The sequence below is a fragment of the Geomicrobium sp. JCM 19039 genome (assembly GCF_000698145.1).
Taxonomy (GTDB): Bacteria; Bacillota; Bacilli; order Bacillales; family Marinococcaceae; genus Geomicrobium_A.
In genome coordinates this window covers 37,238-56,349 of record NZ_BAXB01000018.1, presented here as the reverse complement: position 1 = coordinate 56,349, position 19,112 = coordinate 37,238, and the positions used below count along the sequence as shown (strand labels likewise).

Annotated in this window: 18 protein-coding genes and 3 pseudogenes; 8 read left to right on the top strand and 13 right to left on the bottom strand. The window is 42.9% G+C overall.

From position 1 onward, the window contains the following. Nucleotides 1-92: 92 nt before the first annotated feature. The 3 genes from JCM19039_RS15730 to JCM19039_RS15720 all read left to right on the top strand — a co-directional run bounded on the left by JCM19039_RS15730 (nucleotide 93) and on the right by JCM19039_RS15720 (nucleotide 2,658). Nucleotides 93-995, top strand: a complete 903-nt coding sequence (locus JCM19039_RS15730) for a DMT family transporter (RefSeq protein ID WP_042428938.1) — start codon at nucleotides 93-95, stop codon at nucleotides 993-995. A gap of 905 nt (nucleotides 996-1,900) precedes the next feature. After that, nucleotides 1,901-2,038 carry a hypothetical protein gene (locus JCM19039_RS24530; RefSeq protein WP_193744267.1) on the top strand — a complete coding sequence of 46 codons (138 nt, stop codon included), beginning with the start codon at nucleotides 1,901-1,903 and terminating at the stop codon, nucleotides 2,036-2,038. A gap of 98 nt (nucleotides 2,039-2,136) precedes the next feature. Continuing rightward, the gene (locus tag JCM19039_RS15720) at nucleotides 2,137-2,658 is read left to right on the top strand and encodes a BCCT family transporter (RefSeq protein WP_042428933.1); all 522 of its coding nucleotides are present in this window, start codon (nucleotides 2,137-2,139) and stop codon (nucleotides 2,656-2,658) included. A 742-nt stretch (nucleotides 2,659-3,400) separates the two neighbouring features. Here the strand turns inward: JCM19039_RS15720 and JCM19039_RS15715 are convergent. Continuing rightward, nucleotides 3,401-4,678 carry a helix-turn-helix transcriptional regulator gene (locus tag JCM19039_RS15715; RefSeq protein WP_042428930.1) on the bottom strand — a complete coding sequence of 426 codons (1,278 nt, stop codon included), beginning with the start codon at nucleotides 4,676-4,678 and terminating at the stop codon, nucleotides 3,401-3,403. A 486-nt stretch (nucleotides 4,679-5,164) separates the two neighbouring features. Between JCM19039_RS15715 and ahpC the strand changes: the two are divergent. Then, a pseudogene (gene ahpC, locus JCM19039_RS15710) lies at nucleotides 5,165-5,726 on the top strand (alkyl hydroperoxide reductase subunit C). Nucleotides 5,727-5,738: 12 nt separating this feature from the next. Further along, complete coding sequence (ahpF, locus tag JCM19039_RS15705; RefSeq protein WP_042428929.1) at nucleotides 5,739-7,280, top strand: alkyl hydroperoxide reductase subunit F; 1,542 nt, start codon at nucleotides 5,739-5,741, stop codon at nucleotides 7,278-7,280. Nucleotides 7,281-7,333: 53 nt separating this feature from the next. Here ahpF and JCM19039_RS15700 read toward each other — a convergent pair whose 3' ends face one another. Then, nucleotides 7,334-8,074, bottom strand: coding sequence for an SDR family NAD(P)-dependent oxidoreductase (locus tag JCM19039_RS15700; protein WP_042428927.1), 741 nt, complete (start codon nucleotides 8,072-8,074; stop codon nucleotides 7,334-7,336). A gap of 119 nt (nucleotides 8,075-8,193) precedes the next feature. On the opposite strand from JCM19039_RS15700, the gene JCM19039_RS15695 reads away from it, so the two are divergent. The 3 genes from JCM19039_RS15695 to JCM19039_RS15685 all read left to right on the top strand — a co-directional run bounded on the left by JCM19039_RS15695 (nucleotide 8,194) and on the right by JCM19039_RS15685 (nucleotide 10,801). Then, entirely contained in the window at nucleotides 8,194-8,847 is a 654-nt protein-coding gene (locus JCM19039_RS15695; RefSeq protein WP_238545095.1) for a TetR/AcrR family transcriptional regulator, read from the top strand. A gap of 208 nt (nucleotides 8,848-9,055) precedes the next feature. Beyond that, nucleotides 9,056-9,838 carry a YitT family protein gene (locus tag JCM19039_RS15690; protein ID WP_238544758.1) on the top strand — a complete coding sequence of 261 codons (783 nt, stop codon included), beginning with the start codon at nucleotides 9,056-9,058 and terminating at the stop codon, nucleotides 9,836-9,838. 27 nt (nucleotides 9,839-9,865) lie between these two features. Then, entirely contained in the window at nucleotides 9,866-10,801 is a 936-nt protein-coding gene (locus tag JCM19039_RS15685) for a YitT family protein (protein WP_042428926.1), read from the top strand. Nucleotides 10,802-10,832: 31 nt separating this feature from the next. Here JCM19039_RS15685 and JCM19039_RS15680 read toward each other — a convergent pair whose 3' ends face one another. From JCM19039_RS15680 to JCM19039_RS15640, 11 genes and pseudogenes are all read right to left on the bottom strand, one after another. Then, nucleotides 10,833-11,981 (bottom strand): DUF418 domain-containing protein, encoded by a 1,149-nt coding sequence (locus JCM19039_RS15680; protein WP_042428923.1) that lies wholly within the window; start codon nucleotides 11,979-11,981, stop codon nucleotides 10,833-10,835. 193 nt (nucleotides 11,982-12,174) lie between these two features. Continuing rightward, a complete protein-coding gene (locus tag JCM19039_RS23320) occupies nucleotides 12,175-12,717 on the bottom strand; it encodes a cation diffusion facilitator family transporter (RefSeq protein WP_052398866.1) in 543 nt (180 codons plus the stop codon). Then, nucleotides 12,714-13,094 carry a cation diffusion facilitator family transporter gene (locus JCM19039_RS26690; RefSeq protein WP_052398865.1) on the bottom strand — a complete coding sequence of 127 codons (381 nt, stop codon included), beginning with the start codon at nucleotides 13,092-13,094 and terminating at the stop codon, nucleotides 12,714-12,716. The genes JCM19039_RS23320 and JCM19039_RS26690 overlap by 4 nt, the downstream gene beginning before the upstream one ends. An 80-nt stretch (nucleotides 13,095-13,174) precedes the next feature. Next, nucleotides 13,175-13,480 carry a metalloregulator ArsR/SmtB family transcription factor gene (locus JCM19039_RS15670; protein WP_042402866.1) on the bottom strand — a complete coding sequence of 102 codons (306 nt, stop codon included), beginning with the start codon at nucleotides 13,478-13,480 and terminating at the stop codon, nucleotides 13,175-13,177. Nucleotides 13,481-14,525: 1,045 nt separating this feature from the next. After that, nucleotides 14,526-14,857: pseudogene (locus JCM19039_RS26685) on the bottom strand (bifunctional 4-hydroxy-2-oxoglutarate aldolase/2-dehydro-3-deoxy-phosphogluconate aldolase). Between the two features lie 56 nt (nucleotides 14,858-14,913). Next, nucleotides 14,914-15,156 carry a hypothetical protein gene (locus tag JCM19039_RS26680; protein WP_255343681.1) on the bottom strand — a complete coding sequence of 81 codons (243 nt, stop codon included), beginning with the start codon at nucleotides 15,154-15,156 and terminating at the stop codon, nucleotides 14,914-14,916. Next, complete coding sequence (hxlA, locus tag JCM19039_RS15660) at nucleotides 15,149-15,781, bottom strand: 3-hexulose-6-phosphate synthase (RefSeq protein ID WP_042428921.1); 633 nt, start codon at nucleotides 15,779-15,781, stop codon at nucleotides 15,149-15,151. The genes JCM19039_RS26680 and hxlA overlap by 8 nt, the downstream gene beginning before the upstream one ends. Before the next feature lie 28 nt (nucleotides 15,782-15,809). Then, on the bottom strand, nucleotides 15,810-16,742 hold the full coding sequence (locus tag JCM19039_RS15655) for a sugar kinase (RefSeq protein WP_042428918.1): 933 nt from the start codon (nucleotides 16,740-16,742) through the stop codon (nucleotides 15,810-15,812). A gap of 20 nt (nucleotides 16,743-16,762) precedes the next feature. Next, nucleotides 16,763-17,314 (bottom strand): 6-phospho-3-hexuloisomerase, encoded by a 552-nt coding sequence (gene hxlB, locus JCM19039_RS15650; protein ID WP_042428917.1) that lies wholly within the window; start codon nucleotides 17,312-17,314, stop codon nucleotides 16,763-16,765. Between the two features lie 21 nt (nucleotides 17,315-17,335). Further along, nucleotides 17,336-18,612: pseudogene (locus tag JCM19039_RS15645) on the bottom strand (TRAP transporter large permease). Continuing rightward, nucleotides 18,609-19,103 carry a TRAP transporter small permease gene (locus JCM19039_RS15640; protein ID WP_042428915.1) on the bottom strand — a complete coding sequence of 165 codons (495 nt, stop codon included), beginning with the start codon at nucleotides 19,101-19,103 and terminating at the stop codon, nucleotides 18,609-18,611. The pseudogene JCM19039_RS15645 and the gene JCM19039_RS15640 overlap by 4 nt, the downstream one beginning before the upstream one ends. Nucleotides 19,104-19,112: the final 9 nt, after the last annotated feature.

Sequence of the window (19,112 nt, the reverse complement as noted above, 5' to 3'; positions counted from 1 at the left end):
CGGTTTTGAGCCTACAATTACTTTGAAAACTTTTTATCTTCTTAATGTTTCGTGGTATGGTTGGAAGAAAAAGAGGGGTAGGAAACATCTGTATGGCTAGAGGAAAAGCATACTTATATACCATTGTTGGTGCATCCGCTTGGGGGTTAATTGGCGTATTCGTATCCCCTCTGTATGATCGCGGATTCACGCCTTGGGAAGTCGTCGCGATTCGTGGCGTCTTCACGTTTGTTTTCATGTTTTTATTAATGATGTTATTTTTCCGTAAACACCTCGCTACAAAGTTGCGTGATCACTTTGTGTTTGCAGGTGCAGGCATCATTAGCATCGCTTTTTTTAATTACTTCTACTTTGAAGTGTTCGCCCAAGCTGGTATCTCACTCGCTGTTACCCTGCTTTATACCGGCCCTTTATTCGTTACAATCTTATCGAGAATTTTCTTTAAAGAAGCTCTCACAAAAACAAAGATGATTGCGCTTGGTCTCGCTGTGATTGGATGTGCCTTCGTTGTAGAGCTGCTCCCTTATGGTTCCTCAAGCTTGCCACTATCTGTTGTCGGCATGGGCATTCTTTCAGGATTCTTTTACGCATTGTATAGCATCTTCACAAAACCGATTACCGATCGCTACTCGCCACTCACCATTACGACGTATACGTTTTTATACACAAGTGTGTTTATGCTAATAGCAAGTGACGTGACCGCTAAAGTGAGGTTATTTACATACGCAGACGTGCTCGTTTCTAGTGTACTGCTCGCCCTCGTTTCAACCGTTGCCGGATATGTTTTTTATACTACCGGATTGAAACACCTTGAAGCGAGTAAAGCATCAATTCTCGCTACCATTGAGCCAATCGTGGCTGTCATAACCGGAGTCCTCGTTCTGAATGATACATTAGCAGTTTGGCAAGGTGTGGGTATCCTTAGTGTGTTATTTTCGGCAGTTCTGGTGACGAGAAGGAGCAGAAGCAGGCAGCGTTCTGCTCGAGTCGTATAGAAGGTCGCATCTCCATTCTCGTTCGCTGAAATTGTTTTGAAAACAGTTGATGGCGTGCTTGTTCATTACTACTTTGTTAAAAACGGGTGTTCCGTGAGGAGACAATTTGAAAGCAGTAATGCTGGTTCTCTTTTTTGGTGCATCTACTGTGAACGAATAACAGCGATTTTTGATGGCGTTGAAAATTTTGGCGTTAACGGTTGGTTTACCATTGGTTCTTGAAGAAATCTTTATTTCAACTTATATATGTATCGAACTTAATTTTTTCAACGTGATAAAATTACACAGCTCGTCATGTTCGCTTCTGCATCGAGCTGAGCGAGCAATGCTAGCAGGAATTTCCGAAATCCAAGAATACGAAGAAGCTTGATTTTACTCTCTACCGAAGTTAAGGTGGTTTTTGCTCACATAAGCCTCTAGCTGCATTATATTTGGGAATGATTAGGAGATACACGATCTTCAGATCCGGCGGTGGCGATGACCGCTAATTTTTGGGGATTTCTAGGAGATCAGTGATTTAGATCACTTTAGAACACCGCAGTTTACCTCACACTGGGCGCTCTATGACGAACTTCAACCCTGTTTACCTCAAGAGCTGTATATAAACAACATCTAAACATCTTAACAGCCTGAAGATGCTCTCATAATGAGACATCTTTTTTTATGCCCCTTATAAAGGACAAACCTTTTATTGAGCTGTGACAAGCGCTTCGCTCAAGTTCCGCATTTGTTCTAGTTAAGAAAGGATCATATATCAAATTTCTGCACGGTTTTGCCGGCAAAAATTTGGACAACCTTTAGTATTTCATATTCATTTCTTAAACTATAATAAAAATTCATAAATTGGAAACACTAAACGTAACAAATAAATTTTGTAAGCTAACCATTAGGAAGGGGTTTGCGTTATGACCATTCAAGTGATCCTATCTGTTGAACTGTTGGAACTTGTCCTTTGGTATATGCTCGTTCGAATGAGCCGTGCTCCTCTGATTCGTCGCACTTCCAGCCACCTTCCGACACTTAACTGTATAACTGATCGCTAGGTGAAGTTGCATAAACATCCGGACCTATACGTATAGGTCCGGATGTTGCCGTTCAACTACAGAACGCCGCTATGTTTCCCTATTAACTGCCTCTATACATGAACCCGATGAAAAATGTTGGTTTTATTTGGTTCTCCTTCGTCGGTGGTACTGCTATATCACTCGAATTTAACGATATCATCAACTTGAGTGCCCTAACAGATGAAGAAATGCTTATCGGCATGCTTAGTACGATGCCGGTCAGTACACTCACATCCATCGTATCCATTATTCTCATCGCCGTTTTTTTCATTACTTCAGCAGACTCTGCCACCTTCGTTTTAGGCATGCATTCTACAAACGGTTCTAATAATCCGCCAAACCGTATCAAATTTGTATGGGGACTTGCACTGTCTGTTACCGCCATGGCATTACTATACAGCGGTGGATTACAAGCTGTGCAAAACGTCATGATCATTGCAGCCTTTCCGTTCTCGATTATCTTGCTTTTGATGGTGTTTTTATTAATCAAATCTCTGCGCTTTGAAAGAACACGAACTGACGTGAAACAACGAAATGAGCAGAGAGAGTTAACGGCAATTAAAAAAGCAGCAAGACAAACGAACGAATTGGAAGTTTAGATTAAGAAAAGACAATACGGACAAGTGAATCTTAGTGGTGAGATTGGGAACTATATAGGATGAACTTAGCATTTTCCTGATTGCACAGTTTGTTGTTGCTTTCCACTACAGGCGGATGGTTGCACTCCGGAGTACAAGGGCAACAGCGGTGGCGAAACATCTGCCACCGTGTTTTCTATGTAGTCCAGACTATAAGGTCAACATCGGTGGCCAAAAGACGTCCACCGTGTTTTCTATGTACTCCCGCAACACGGTTCACGTTTCTGCCTACTGATCACGGTAGGGAAAGAAGCCCAAATGCCCCATATATTCATAAATGTGACACTTGAGAATGAAAAATCATCATTTTAAACGTGGATGCGCACATAAACGGAGCCAACGGTCACAAATCGCGATCTATGTGACCGTTGAGGACCGAAAGCGCCCGGTTTGAGGGCTGGATTGTCACATACGTGACAGGAGATCACACGCTTGCGTCAGGTGGTGACCATCGGTCACGTCTTTTTACCATTCAGTAAACGTCGTCTGTGTTTCCCACAACCCTTGCAGTAACGAACAACGATCGACATCGAAGTGAGATGAACTTCAACAGACGATCGGTAGGCGTTTGCCTGTAAAGACCGATCTCGGTCATCGGATTACGTGAAATTCTTTCGTTCAACTTATATAGTCACGGGAGATGGTGCTCTTTGCTGAGAGTCATCTCCTGCTGAGCAACCGTTTCTTGTGCAGTGGATGATCGCTACGTTGTTTTCCGAAATTCTCGGGGAGTTTTCCCGATGTTCTCCTTAAACACCCGGCTAAAATAATTCGCTTGATGAAAACCAGCGGCTTCTGCTATTTCTGAAATACTAAGGTCGGTGCTGAGTAACTTTTCTTTTGCATAAGTAATTCTGTAATTCAAAACGATTTCAGAAAAGGACCGGCCGTATTGTTTGGATAGTAAGTCGCTTACATACGCTGAGCTTAATTGAACTTGATCTGCGACTTGACTTAAGGTAAGCGTCTTGTTTCTGTATTCTTTTCGAATAAAGGCCAGTGCATGATCAACGGCGTCTCGGTGACTCACTGGCGTATTGTTAACAGTTTCTACGAGTCGAACGATAAATAGAATCATTTCCTGAACGATTCGAAAAAGATTGGATCCATATAAAATATGATCAAAAGTGCTTTTATAATGCTTTTCATACTTATCATCGGTCATTTGACTTTTTAACATGTAGCGACGAACTTGCGCCAAAATGCTCGTCAACCTCGTTCGCAACAATCCGGGTTCGGGATAGGGACTCGTAAATGCAAAAAACTCCGTTCGAAGCCACCGTCGAATCCGGTGACGATCCCCCTCACTTAACATGTCGATCCATTCGTTTTGCTCTTTAACGGATAGAAAAGGATCAAAATCACGCCAAGTCCCTACATCTTTTGTTTCAAATACTTGGTTATACCCTGTGAAGAACGTAAGCTCCATCGCTTGAATTAAATCAATATAAATCTCTTGTAATGATTGATCTTGTTGCCTTGTATGAACTGCAATTGCCATTGGCGTATGTGAAACATACGACCATTCGTATAGTAACGTTCTTGCTCGCTCCACTTCGTCATGAAAATGTGAGCCAAATACGAGCACAATTCGCTCACTCGTCGACAATACTTGAGGCCGAACGGAAAACGGATATTGCTTCACAAATGATCGTAAATGAGGCAAGTCTTTTAAATCTTCAACTTCTAGTAAAAAGACTGGATAAGAAAACGCTTCATCACTTTCGATAAACAACGATTCATAGTCCACATACGAAACGGTACGTTCTTCCACGTCATTCTGGTTTGAGAGCTTGCGAAACGCTGACTGCATATCATGACGAATCATAGATAACGATAACGGTTTCATCCAAAGGTTAATTGCTTCAAGCTCTAGCGCTTGCATCGCTTTTTGGAACGTTGGCTCTGCTGTAATAACAATCACTTGGCTTACTCGTTGTATAAATGGGCGAATCACTTCCCATTTATCCGCTGGAATCATATCTAACTCGATGCAGACAATGTCGGGAATTTGCGTTTCAACAAGATCTACAAAACTAGAGAGCGTATGACATGTACTGATTGTATGGACAGGAAATGCGTTATTCTTGATGAGCCATTGGAGCCTTCAGCTTCTTGTTGATCTCGGTCGGCGATGACAATTTGATACACCTTCGTCTGCCCCCCAACTTTACATTGTTTAGAATTGAGAATAATTATAACTCAGATGAGAATTGTTGAAATGTTCTATACAACAATTATATCATCATTACTTTTTGAAAATCAAAAAAATTTTTCAATTTTTTTCCTTCACCCTTTTATCATTTGAAAATACTTATTTTTTCCCTTAAAATACGGGATGGGTTTCATTCACAACACAACTCATCGATTCCATTAATAGATTTCTTGACAAATGAAATGCGTATATTAATAATGAGTATGTGTTAATAATAATTATCAACAAAGAATATCAGGAGGATGTTTTTACATGTCACTTATCGGAAAAGAAGTACAACCTTTCACAGCCCAAGCATACAAGAATGGTGAATTCATCGAGGTTACCGATGAAAACCTTAAAGGTCAATGGAGCGTTGTTTGCTTCTATCCTGCAGACTTTAGCTTCGTTTGCCCAACTGAACTTGAAGATCTTCAAAATCAATATGCAGCACTAAAAGAACTCGGTACAGAAGTTTATTCTGTATCTACAGATACTCATTTCGTCCACAAAGGTTGGCACGATGCATCAGAGAAGATTAACAAGATTACGTATGCGATGATCGGTGACCTTCTCAACAAATCTCTCGTGACTTCCAGGTTCTTAATGAAGCTTCCGGTCTTGCAGATCGTGGAACGTTCATCATTGACCCAGATGGCATTGTTCAAACCGTAGAAATTAGTGCAGACGGCATCGGCCGTGACGCAAGTACGCTTGTGAACAAAATTAAAGCTGCACAGTACGTTCGGAACAATCCAGGTGAAGTATGCCCAGCTAACTGGAAGAAGGTTCTGAAACATTAAAGCCAAGCCTTGACCTTGTCGGCAAAATTTAAGGGGTGTAATCAATGGTTCTTGAAGCAGAGATTAAAAATCAATTAAACCAATACATGCAGTTATTGGAACAAGACATTGTCATTAAAGTGAACGCCGCTGATGACGATACGTCAAAGGATATGGTTGCACTACTCGATGAGTTGTCTTCAATGTCTACAAAGATCACTGTGGAAAAGGCCGCCCTATCAAGAACACCTAGTTTTTCTGTGAATCGAATTGGAGAAGACACCGGTGTAACATTCGCCGGTGTTCCTTTAGGTCATGAATTCACATCACTCGTTCTTGCGCTTTTACAAGTAAGCGGACGACCGCCGAAAGTTGAAGATAAGGTGATTGAGCAAATTCAAAACCTTAAAGGCGAATTCCACTTTGAATCGTACGTAAGCCTCTCTTGCCATAACTGCCCAGAAGTCGTTCAAGCGTTAAACTTAATGAGTGTGCTAAACCCGAACATCACACACACCATGATCGACGGCGCGGCATTTAAAGAAGAAGCAGAATCTAACGATATCATGGCTGTTCCAACAGTGAGGATGAATGGTGAAACGTTTGGTAGCGGTCGAATGACACTCGACGAAATGCTCAACCAAATGGGCAGCGGCGCTGACGCATCTGAGTTTGACGAGCGGGATCCTTTTGATGTGCTCGTTGTTGGTGGCGGACCATCGGGAACAAGCGCAGCGATATATGCCGCTCGAAAAGGGATCCGCACCGGCATTGTCGCAGAACGATTTGGCGGTCAAGTGCTTGATACGTTGAGTATTGAGAACTTTATTAGTGTGAAGAAAACGGAAGGTCCTCAATTCGCTGCAAGTCTCGAAGAGCATGCAAAAGAATATGACATCGACATCATGAACTTGCAAAGTGTCAGTGATATACGCAAAAACGAGCTATTTGAAGTTGAATTGGAAAACGGTGGCGTATTGAAGAGTAAGACCGTTATCGTTTCCACCGGTGCACGTTGGCGCCAGCTTGGCGTACCGGGAGAAGACGCGTTCAAAAACAAAGGTGTGGCGTATTGCCCACATTGTGATGGGCCTATCTTTGAAGGTAAAGACGTTGCTGTCGTTGGCGGTGGAAATTCGGGTGTTGAAGCAGCGATCGACTTAGCAGGTATCGTAAATCATGTTACTGTCATCGAATACGGTCCAACGTTGAAGGCCGATGAAGTGTTGCAACAACGCATTGAAACTCTTCCAAACGTCGATGTAATTACAAATGCAAAGACGACTGAAATTACCGGTGATGATCATGTGAACGGCATCACTTATCTTGACCAGTCGACAGGTGAAGAAAAGAACGTCGCCCTGCAAGGCGTCTTCGTACAAATTGGGTTAATCCCTAATACCGATTGGCTCGACGGTTTCGCAGATCGCAATCAAATGGGTGAAATCATTACGGACAAATCTGGCGCAACGAACGTCCCTGGGCTTTTTGCTTCTGGTGACTGCACAGATGTACCGTACAATCAAATTATCATTTCAATGGGACAAGGAGCGAATGCCTCCCTCGCCGCTTTTGATCACCTGATCCGTAGCGCAGTTCCTGTTTAAAGCGCAAAACCCTTGGTCATTGGACCAAGGGTTTTCTATTGCTAAACGGATCATTACTTGGCGGTGACACCCCCATCAACAGGAAGCTCGATCCCTGTAATATGGCTCGCTTCATCGGAAGCTAAGAAAAGAACAGCGTTTGTCACTTCATCTGAATTTCCAAGCTCGGGTAAAGCGACTTGCGTCAAGAAATAATCTTTATATTGTTCCATAGAAGGCGCACTCATCGGTGTCACGATATACCCCGGGTGCACAGAGTTCACACGAATATTTTGCTTGCCGTAATCGACCGCTGCCGCTTTTGTAATGGATCGAACCGCACCTTTAGAAGCGGTATATGCACCTGCGCCAGCCATCCCTGTGAGTGCGGAAATCGAGGAAATATTGACGATGGAACCCCCATGTTCTTGCATAAGTGGAATTGCCTGTTGCATCCCAAACATAACTCCATTAATGTTAATTCCATACGTCCGTGCCCAGTCTTCTTCCGTTTGCTCTTCAAAAGGCGTTGCCAACGAGATGCCAGCATTATTTACGAGAATATCCAACCGACCGTAACGTTTCTTAACATCCACCATAATCTGTTGCCAATCGTCATGTGAAGCGACATTATGTTTATGGGATACCGCCTTGCCACCAGACTCAGTAATTTGTGTAACGACGTTCTTTACAGCTTCTTCATTGATGTCTGTTGCGATAACGGTCGCTCCTTCTTTAGCAAACCGTAGCGCTTCTGCTTCCCCCATACCACTACCTGCACCTGTAATGAGCGCGATTTTATTAGGTAATCTCATTTTTAAGGGCCTCCTGTTTTATAAAAAAATGATAGTCAGACTATCATCTTAAGTATACAATGTCGAACGTACGTCTGCAATTTTTACGCCTTCTTATTTTGTATGAAAGGACCATTTTTATGACATCGATTGGAAAACGACAACAACACAAAACGAAGCGCTATGAGAGTATTGTTCAAACCGCTGAACAACTTTTTTTAGAGAAAGGGTTAGAACGGGTGCAAATGCAAGAAATTGCTAACTTTGAAGGGATTGGGATTGCGACGCTATTTCGCTATTTCCCAAAAAAAGATCGACTGATCGTAGCTGTAGCCGTCTACAACTTGGAAAAACACATCCAATCATTTACAGAAATTGTGAACAAATCAACTACCGCATTTGAACGATTGCAAGAGATCTTTGATCTGCTAACGATTGGTGATGACGATACGTTAAGTCAAAGTGCCGCCTTTCGCGAAGCCTTTGAAAGTTATGCTTCATTTGCTGTTCAGGAACTTGATACGATGAGCGACTATATTGCCACGCAAAAGCAAATCGCGGATTTAATCATGATCATCATTGCTGACGGTGAGCGCGACGGATCGCTGAGAACAGACGTACCTTTGAAAGAGACGATCATTACTGCCATCAATAGCTATGGGACGTTTGGAAGTAACATTACATTAAAATCCCCCATTACGTATTTAGAAGAAGACATTGCGCCACACAAGCAACAGCTCATATTAAAAGAGATGATACTCACATATGTAAAAAATGACGATGTTTCGGTCTGACTGGCATAGCTAGCCCCCGTTTTTCATGTGTTATTCTCGGTGTTACTGGGAAACATAGGAAGTGCTCGATCACGCACAAAAAGTAGGTAGGTGTTTTCATGAGAAATTATGCATTACTCGTTATCGGAATCTTATTTTTCTCGCTATCGGTGACGCTGTTCGCGATGCCGAATAATTTAGCTGAGGCGGTGTTCCCGGCCTCGCACTATTGTTATATCATGGGTTTGAGATTTCTCCTTCTCTCGTTACATTTATCGTAAACGCCGTTACACTTGCCATCGGTTATCGGTATTTACCCCGAGATATGATTATTAAATCACTCGTCACCATCCCGCTGTTCTCATTGTTTATTTTTATCTTTGAAGGAATGGGACAAGGAATTCCTGATCCGTTACTCGCCGCCCTATTCACCGGATTGTTCTCAGGGATTGGGTTTGGTTTTATCTTTCGTTCAGGTAGTACAACCGGTGGTACGTCAACGATTGCACGTATGCTCAACTATAAATTTGGTTGGGAGTTGACCGGAACGAATTTCGTCTTAGACGCAATCATCGTGCTGACAGGTGTTTTCATCATTGGTCCACTCATGACGATGTATACCGTACTTGCATTGTTTGTCGGTAAAAAAGTTACGGATTACGTACTGGAAGGTTTCGAATCAAAAAAAGTCGTCCATATTTTCACACCGAAAACAGTTGAAGTTTCAGAAGCCATCCGGCTCAGTCTTGGTGCCCACACAACGATTCTTCAAGGACTGAACGACAAAGAAAATTCTGAGGAAAATCTAATTTATGTTGCGATTCCTAAGCAACGTCTGTTTTACTTAAAGAAAATTGTTCGTCAAGTCGATGAAAATGCGTTTACCGTCGTGCATACAGTCAAAGATGTTTCAGGAGGAAGTTTCGCAGAAGCACATGATCCCGCTCAAAAAACTTTCCACAATGAAGAGAACGAACAAGAATATTATGAAAAACAAGCAGACCCTTCATAAGTCGCTTGTCATGTTTGGAGGTTGACTATGAAACAAGCAATATTTGTCGTATTTGGAACCGCACTATGCGCGCTCTCGGTAACCGTTTTTGCCATGCCTAACCAGATCGCAGACGGCGGAATCTTGGGAATCGCCCTCCTTTTGTTCTATGCATTTGGCTGGTCGCCAGGTGTGATTACGTTTATTTCTTTTATTTTGCTACAACTCGTGAGTTTTAAATTCTTACCTCGTACGATGTTTATGAAAACGATGATCAATGTTCCTTTGCTCTCCCTTTTCATTTTTACAACTGAAGGCATGGTGACGACACCATTAGGTGATCCCCTCGTTGCGGCGATCTTTGCTGGACTTACGATGGGTATTGGATTCGGGTTTATTATTCAAGCCGGCAGTTCAATTGGCGGGACGTCCACCATTGCAAGACTACTTGCTCAAAGGTACGAATGTAATGTCATTTTAACGACCTTTATTATGGACGCCGTTATCGTATTTGCAGGTGTATTCATTATCGGTCCGCTCTACACGCTATACACGATCATCGCTCTGTTTATTGGAAAGCTGGCGAGTGATTACGTAATTGGTGGTTTTGATGCGAAAAAAGCAGTAACGATCGTATCCCCCGAATATCGAGAAATCGCCACGCGTGTTACGGTGAACATGACCTCCAGTGCCACGTATTTCAACGGCTCCGGAACATTTACGGAAAAGGAACACTACGTTCTATACGTCGTCGTTCCAAGTTACCGACTGCTCATGTTAAAACGTTTAATACGCGAAGTCGATCCAAATTCCTTTGTCGTCGTACATAATGTAAAAGATGTATCTGGCGGAACATTTTTTGCACCCCCTGTGGAAACGACAGAAGAAGAAATTGAAGAAGAAGTCGAGGCCCTTACTGAGGATGAAAACAACGATAATCATCAGCGAAAACAAAGTCAAGAGGACCCTCCTCCAGTTGTTTAAAAAAATGCTGGGAGAGAGTCTTCCGGCATTTTTATTTAGCTGAATACCTTCTGTTTTTGAATGGCATCTTGGAAAGTGTCTTCCAAAGCCACTCTAGGGGACCAACTCCGAAAGTCTTCAATGTAAGGTGAGCAAAACCGAGCATGCAGATGCTAATTAATACAACACCAACAACTACAGCCAATATGCCATCAACGCCTATAAATCCGAGGCCAAAACTATAAAAGTAAAGGCTCGCAAGTATGCTTTGCAATACATAACAACTTAGCGCAGTTCGACCAATCACCTCGAACTGCTTCTGAATCCATCGTAATGCCCCACGGTTCATGAGCCAGGCAATTAATCCGATATACCCAATTGTTAGAACTGGCGCAAACAAGAAGCGTACCGGTATCTCAAAATAACCTCCTGGAACTAGGGAAAGCAGGTTTAATGGAAGTCCAATACCAAATCCCCAAAACATTAATTTTTTTTGGATCAATATGCCCTTCTTATCCATGTTAAACGCGCCTGCTAAATATAAGCGAATGCCAATCAAGTACAATCCAATGGATCCATAGATTAGTGAAAACGCCTCTGAACGTAAAAGAAAAAAATTTTCAATTCGATAGAGGACCTGTTCAAAATACGTCCCAAACTGATATAAAGAAGTTGTTTCCAAAGCAATTTGTTGAATAGCGGTATACAACGTTGGGTCCGAAAAAGCAATATACGTTTGCATATAATAGATAAGGATGCCGAATGTGTGTAAAGACAATGTGACAATAACCCAAATTGTTATCGTTTTTGTTTTTAACTGGACTAAAAATGCTACAATGGCTCCAGTTATAGCGTAAGTCATCAAAATGTCATACTCAAAGATGAATACAAAGTGAAATAAGCCTTCAATAAATAAAATGAACATCGTCAACAAATAAAATGGGATCCATGGAACTTCAGATGCTTTACTATTTTGATATTTCATATACAGTCCGACTCCAAAAAGGATCGTAAGCATCGCTAAGAAATTCCCATTAACGAAAACGGATTGAAGCACTTCAACTACGGATTGTCCTTGATCCATCGGCATAAGTGTGGCAGAACCTGGATTAGAGAATATCCAAATATTCGTTGCAAGTGTGCCGACAATAGCAACCCCTCGTAACAAATCGAGAATGTGAAGACGAGAAGCAGAGTTCATACAATCACCCACTTATTGTTAGTCCATTTAGCATAATCAACAAGTGGGTTATTTTTATATTTCAACGCGTAAGTGGTGGAAATGGGAAAGTAACGCGTTTCATTTAGTACATAAAAAGCAGTTTGTAACCATAGTTTCCTCAGCCTTTTTATCCGAACACTTCCAAAAACTGTGCATACAAATCTCTTCTCAGTTAATCTACCCTATCTTTCTCTCCATCTGCTTCCCGTTCAATCTGAATGGTTGATTGTTCGATGTGCAAGGAATGTTGCACATAATGTTTAGCTTTTTCTAATACATCTTCGTAAGCTTGGGTTGAGTTACCCTGCAGTACAAGGTGCACAGTGAGCTTCTCCATACCCGATGTAATCGTCCATACATGCAAGTTGTTCACACTAACAACCTCATCGATCGCTAACAGGTCAGCCGATATTTTGTCACAATCGAGATGCTTTGGCGTACCTTCTAACAACACGTGTACGGTATCTTTGAGCAAACGAAAGGCAGACAGCCCAATCATCAGCGCAATGACAATACTGAGTATCGGGTCAGCATAATACCAACCAGTCGTCAAGATAATGATGCCGGCGGCGACTGCAGCGACTGAGCCCAATGTGTCCGAAAGAACATGAAGGTATGCCCCGCGCATGTTTAAATTGTTCTTCACGTCCCCTCGCATTAAGACGAACAATGCACCAACGTTGGCAATTAGCCCGATAAAGGCAATAACGATCATGCGCCGCCCATCACCGCCTGTGGCTCAACAAATCGCTGGATCGCCTCGCGAATGATAAAAAATGCAATCACGAGAAGCATGACACTATTTAAAAGTGAAGATAACACCTCGTACCGATGATTTCCAAACGTGCGAGTAGCGGTTGCTGCTCTCTTAGCGAGCACAATGGCAAAGAAGCTAATGAGCAGGTTCGCAAAGTCGTTGAACATATGTACAGCATCCGCAAGTAATGCTAAGCTGCCCGTCCAAAGTCCGCCAAGTAACTGAATAACCATCCAGCTACCGATAATGAGCATTGCGTACAGAAGGTTTTTCTTATTTGCCTCACCTGTGGCGTGATGATGATGATGTCCGTGGTGATGATGATGGTGTCCCAAGGTTAGCCTCCTTCCGTTTTTCTTATATGATCATATGCACATATAAAGTGTATTGATAAACGACGCACCCACATTCGTCATTAATCGTGGGTCGCATGTTGTATCGTTTTCTCTAATATCTTTAATACGTGTTCATCTTCAGGTGAATAGTACATCGAAGTGCCTGCTCGTCTTGATTTTACGAGCCGTAAATTTTTTAGAAAACGAAGCTGATGAGATACGGTGGATTGACCAAGCGAAAGATGTTCGACAATCTCACCGACCGAGCATTCTTTTTCTGCTAAAAGATGAAGTATTCTTATTCTCGTCGGATCACCAAGCGCTTTAAACGTTTGCGATACGATAAATAGCGTTTCCTCATCGAGGTCTATGTATGAATGATTCATTTTTCCACTCCTATAAATATGATCATATGTTCATATTAGCATATAATGATTATAAGTTCAACAAATTTCTGTCAGTATGACTAGCGTTGTTAAAGAACAGGTTTCCCTTGGCATTAATGGGGACTGCTCGTATATAGGAAGATCATGGCTATGGTAAGAATTTTGTCAATTGGCAAGCCGATTTAGCTGAAATCTTACCACTCTTTGTTCTATGGTAAGATTTGCAGTTTCTATGGTGGGATTTGCAACAAATGGGTGCGTCAAACAAAAGAAATCTTACCATAGAAAGCCCTATGGTAAGATTTACGCTTTACACTCTGCTAAGTGTCCAAGGCGGTTGATGCAAAGAAAAATAGGAAGACGTCTTCTAGTACTTTCGCTTGTTGAAAATTCCCTATCAACGGTTATATTATGGGATTTTTTACATTTGCACCGCGCCCTATTGCCCGAACCTTCGCATAAAAGGGACTCATTGATTTCGGTTAACGAGAAGCTTAAAAAGTAATGTGTGTTTTTCTGAGCTGCGAGGTTTTGAACGTGGAACGGAGGAACTGGTTCCAAAGATTATCGATTGGAATCAGATTCACTCATATGTGACCATTTTGCCTCTTTCTGATTCCAATCGATCGACATCTAGTTCCAAACGTCCGTCTATGGAATTAGATTCAACACTTTATAGAAATTGAACAACAATCTAGTTCCAAAGCGATGTTTATTGTGTCGCACAGTTGAATACGCATAACTTCTGTCGGCGCAAGTCGCTCCGAATCGAGACCGATTTCGCTTCGGTCCCGCTGGGACCGACCAGTCGTAAGGTGTTAGGTTTAGCCCAATCTGCGCGCAAGTTTTACGAAATGAACGGTAAAACCGCTAAAAAAACAGACATGATCGCAGAAAGGGTAAACTAGCGCGCACAATGCGCACTACGCCCTGCCTCACTCGGTATAACACCATTGGAGTGATTCCGCTACGCGAAGACATTTTTGTCATATCGGTCACAACGTAGGAAATGATGATGTAATCTCTACATTCTGCACCTAGTATTTTATACAGAAAGCGATTTTTCAACAAATCTCTCTGCATGTTTTGTAAGCTGTGCCCAATCCTTTGTCTCAATGAGTACTTTCTGTAACAATGAGCCACCGGCTCCAATGGCCATTGCACCCGCTTGTCGATATGAGACAAGGTTGTCCAAATCAATTCCGCCTGTCGGAATGATTGGGATGTGCCTAGCGGTCCTTGCAACCCTTTTAGAAACGAATGTCCAAGGGCATCCGCAGGAAACACTTTTACGATGTCCGCCCCCCACTCATACGCTCGAAAAGCTTCGGTTGGCGTAAAGATTCCTGGAATCATCGTCTTTCCTTCTGCCTTCACAAAACGCACGGTCTGCTCGTCCAGAATGGGCGAAACAATGAAATCAGCGCCCGCTTCTAGGCTGATTTTGCGTCGTTTACATTTAACACTGTTCCTGCACCAATTACCGCCCTTTGATCAAAACGATTTCGCAACCGAGCAATCTGCTCGGTTGCACGGTCCGATTCCATCGTTACTTCCAGTACGTTCACGCCTCCTGAAACGAGCGCTCCTGCGATTTCTTCGATGTCTGCAAAAGGAAGCTTGCGCATAACTGCCACGACTCTCGATTTAGTGAGTAACGTTGTAAAATCAGCCATTTTCATTCTCCTTTAGGATCGCTTTCATTTGTTTTGCCACTTGTTTCGGGTTCGCTGTTTTCGTTAACGCACTTCCAACAATGACAATGTCTGGATGATGACGACTGACTTCTGGCAATGTCTCCAGAGTGATTCCACCTGCAATGGCTTTTTTAGACGTCATCCCTTCAACAAATGCAAAAGGGGAATTCGAAGTTTTACCGGCCTTTTGTTCATCTTTACCGACGTGTAATCCTAAATAATCTGGCTGCAATTCATTGATTTCTTCCACCTTGTTTCGCTCGCTAACACCGAGTAGGTCTACCATCATTTCCGCTCCATGTTCGCGTGCGGTAACGATGGTTTCTTGTATCGTAGCTGGAGGTGCAAACGCCATGACTGTAGCAATATCTGCTCCTGATGCAAATGCTTGTGTCGCTTCATGACGGCCTGCATCACAGATTTTCATGTCTGCCAAAAGAATGTGGTGAGGGAATGCTTTTCTTAGTTCACGTACGATACTCATTCCATACTCTTTAATGACACCCGTTCCAATTTCCACAATATCAATGTACTCATCAACTTCATACACAATGCGAAAACATTCATCCCAATCCAATCGATCCAACGCCAATTGTAGCTTCATCGGTCCCCTCCTTATCGTTCGATGCGCTCTATGAACCAAGACGCTGTTCTACATCTTCAAGGACTGGTAATCCTTCGTTATCACCGACCACTTCAACAACCATAGAGCCAATTGTTGCAGCAAACGTCATTGTCTTTTCTAACGTCCATCCGTTCAAATATCCATAAACGATTCCAGCATCAAAACCGTCGCCTGCTCCAACCGTATCTACAACTTTCTGGGCAGGCACTGCCGGCACTTCTAGTACTTCGCCCCGGTAAGAAGCAATCGCTCCTTCTTCACCTTTTTTAATCGCTACAAACTCAATGCCTAGCTCTTTTGCTCGAGCAAATACTTCTTTAGGATCTGATGTTCCTAAAATAATCTCTAGCTCTTCCTCACCTGCCAAAAGCAAGTCCACATCTTTTAGTAACGGGTATAAAGCGTCCTTTGCTCGTTTTGCAGTCCATAATTTCAAACGAATATTCGGGTCGAGTGACACTTTCATACCGGCTTCTTTTGCTAGTTGTACTGCTCGTTTTGTCACTTCCAAGTTTTCTGGAACGACTGCTGGAAAGACACCGGTAATATGCAATAGTCGTGCCGATTGCACGTAATCAGCTGACAAGTTTTCAGCCGTCATTTTTTCGGTTGGAGAAGGGTGGCGGTAGTAAAACGTGCGTCCCGCTCCACTTGCTTGGATCTCTTTAAAATTTAGTGAGGTTGCATACCCTTCCTCTAACCTCACCTCGGTCGTATCGATGCCTTCTCCGCGGGCAAATGAGCGAATGTACTGCCCAAATTCATCTTTACCGAGACGAGAGATCCATCCGGTTTCAAGTCCAAGCCTCGCACAACCGATCGCAAAATTAAACTCTGCGCCTCCCGCTCGGCGTTCAAAAGAATTCACGAATTTCATCGGCCCTGTTGAACTTGGATTGAGCGTGATCATCGCATCCCCAATCGTAATTACATCTTTCATCGTGTCTACCCCCTTCTTTGTTAAGACTGCTCTAAGTTTGCATGTCTTGCGGTCATTTGTTCATGTTGGTTTGTCGTCAGTTTCACAATGATTGCATCCAATAATACGTGTACACTTTGGTCAAATTGATTGCCGAGTGGTTGAATCGTTACAGGCTCATGGCCGAGACGCTTTTTCGTTGCTGCGGGTACGAGCAACACGTGATCTGCCTCAGAATATATCTGCTGTTCGGGGTTCGCTGTAACGAGAGCAACTGAAGCACCGGCTTGTTTTGCTTTTGAAATAAATGACTGTGTCCCCGATGCTGATCCTGATATGATGACTAACAGATCGCCGTTCGAAATGCTCGGAGTAATCGTCTCTCCCGCCACATAAACTGTGTAATCTGCATGCATGAGCCGCATCGCAATCGCTTTACCCATCAGACCAGAGCGACCTTCCCCACTCACAAAGATTCGTTTAGCGCCTTTGATGGCCGACGCAAACGTGGACATCTGTTCTTCTTTCACATTGCTAACGACAGATTGTACTTCCTTTACACACGATAAGGCTACTTCTTGAAATGTAGACATAAGCGCCTCCTTCTCAATTTTCTATTCTATAAAGCTTGGTAACCATAAAGCAATCTCTGGTAAAAATGCAACAATAATAATCGTGACAAGGATAACAGCTACGTATGGAAGCAAGGCAACAATCGACTTGCTTACGCTTAGTTTTGCTATTGAGCTAGCGAGTAACATACATAAACCATACGGCGGTGTAATCATTCCGACTGCGAGACACATCACAATGACGATCCAAAGTGTACCGGGTCTACACCAAGTGCCTCTGAAGCAGGCAACACAATCGGTACGAAAAGAATCATCGCTGGAATTGCATCCAAGAACATCCCGACAAACAAGAACAAAAGGATAACCGCGATAAGGAAAAAGCCAACACTAGAGAAGTTATCTTCAAAAAATCCAGCAATAAGGTCAGGAACCCGGTAGTAACTGAATAGATGCCCCAAGGCTGTTGCTGTAGCTAATGCAAATAACGTGAGAGAGCTTAAACGAATTGTATCATACACAATTGCCGGCATATCTTTGAGTGTAATCGTGCGATAAACAAACATCGCTAGAATAAGTGCGTAACCACAAGCGATAATCGCTGCTTCTGTAGGAGTGACAAATCCACCAATAATCCCGCCAAGAATAATCACTGGTGTTAACAACGGAGGGATACACGTCAAAAAATTCTTCCCGATATCTTTCATGCTCACTCGTTCATGACGAGGATAGTTTTGCTGTTTTGAAATAAAGCCAACAAGGGCCATCATTGCCACGCCCATAAGCAGTCCTGGAATCACACCGCCGAGAAACATCTGACCGACAGATACACTTGTGACACTTCCATAGACGACCATCGGAATACTGGGTGGAATTAACATCCCCATCGTGGATGAGGCCGCCGTCGTACCAACGGCGGTACTTTTGCTATATCCTTCTTTAATCATGCTCGGAATGAGAATCTTACCAACACCAGCTGTATCCGCTTGAGCAGAACCTGAAATGCCTCCGAAGAACATGGACACCACGATGTTCGCTTGCGCCAACCCACCACGGATATGTCCAACCATCGAAACAGCTAAGTTAATAAGTTTTTCGGATATTTTTCCTTGATTCATAATGTTTGCTGCGAGTATGAAGAGTGGAATCGCAAGCAAGATAAACGATTCAAGACCAGAAAACATGCTTTGCATCACCACTTGAAGTGGCAACGAATCTAGCATCCAAATCCCAACAAATGCAACAATCCCTAGCGTAAAGGCAATTGGCACACCTAAAAACAATAATAAAATGAAAAGTGCAACGAGAATGATGCCGGTCATCCGGTCTCTCCTCCCTTCTCAAGCTGATAAGCTTTGCCGTCTTCGATCGCGTTTCCAATAGAAAAGAGTAGCATTCCTAACCCTGCAACCGGAAGTGCTAGCCACAAATACCCTTGTTGAAGCTCCGGTAACGTGTTCACTGTCCACTCCCAGAACAACTGTACAAGACGAGAGCCATGTACGATCATCATCAAACCAAATCCTCCAATAAGTGCATGACTAATCATCTTTATCGTCAGGAGCGCACCACCTTGTAGCTTTTCAAATAAGTAATCAATTTTAAAATGCTCTTGATGGTAGACCATCACCGCTGCTCCTAAAAAAACCATCCAAATAAACGCGTACGTTGCGACTTCTGCAGGCCAAAGTAACGTGATGGTCGGAACATAGCGAGAGAGCAGCTGTAAAAATATGCAAACGACAAACACGATAAAAAACAGAGCAGCCGCACGCATAAATACGTATTCAATGCCGTTCAGTAATGTTTTCATTTCCAATCC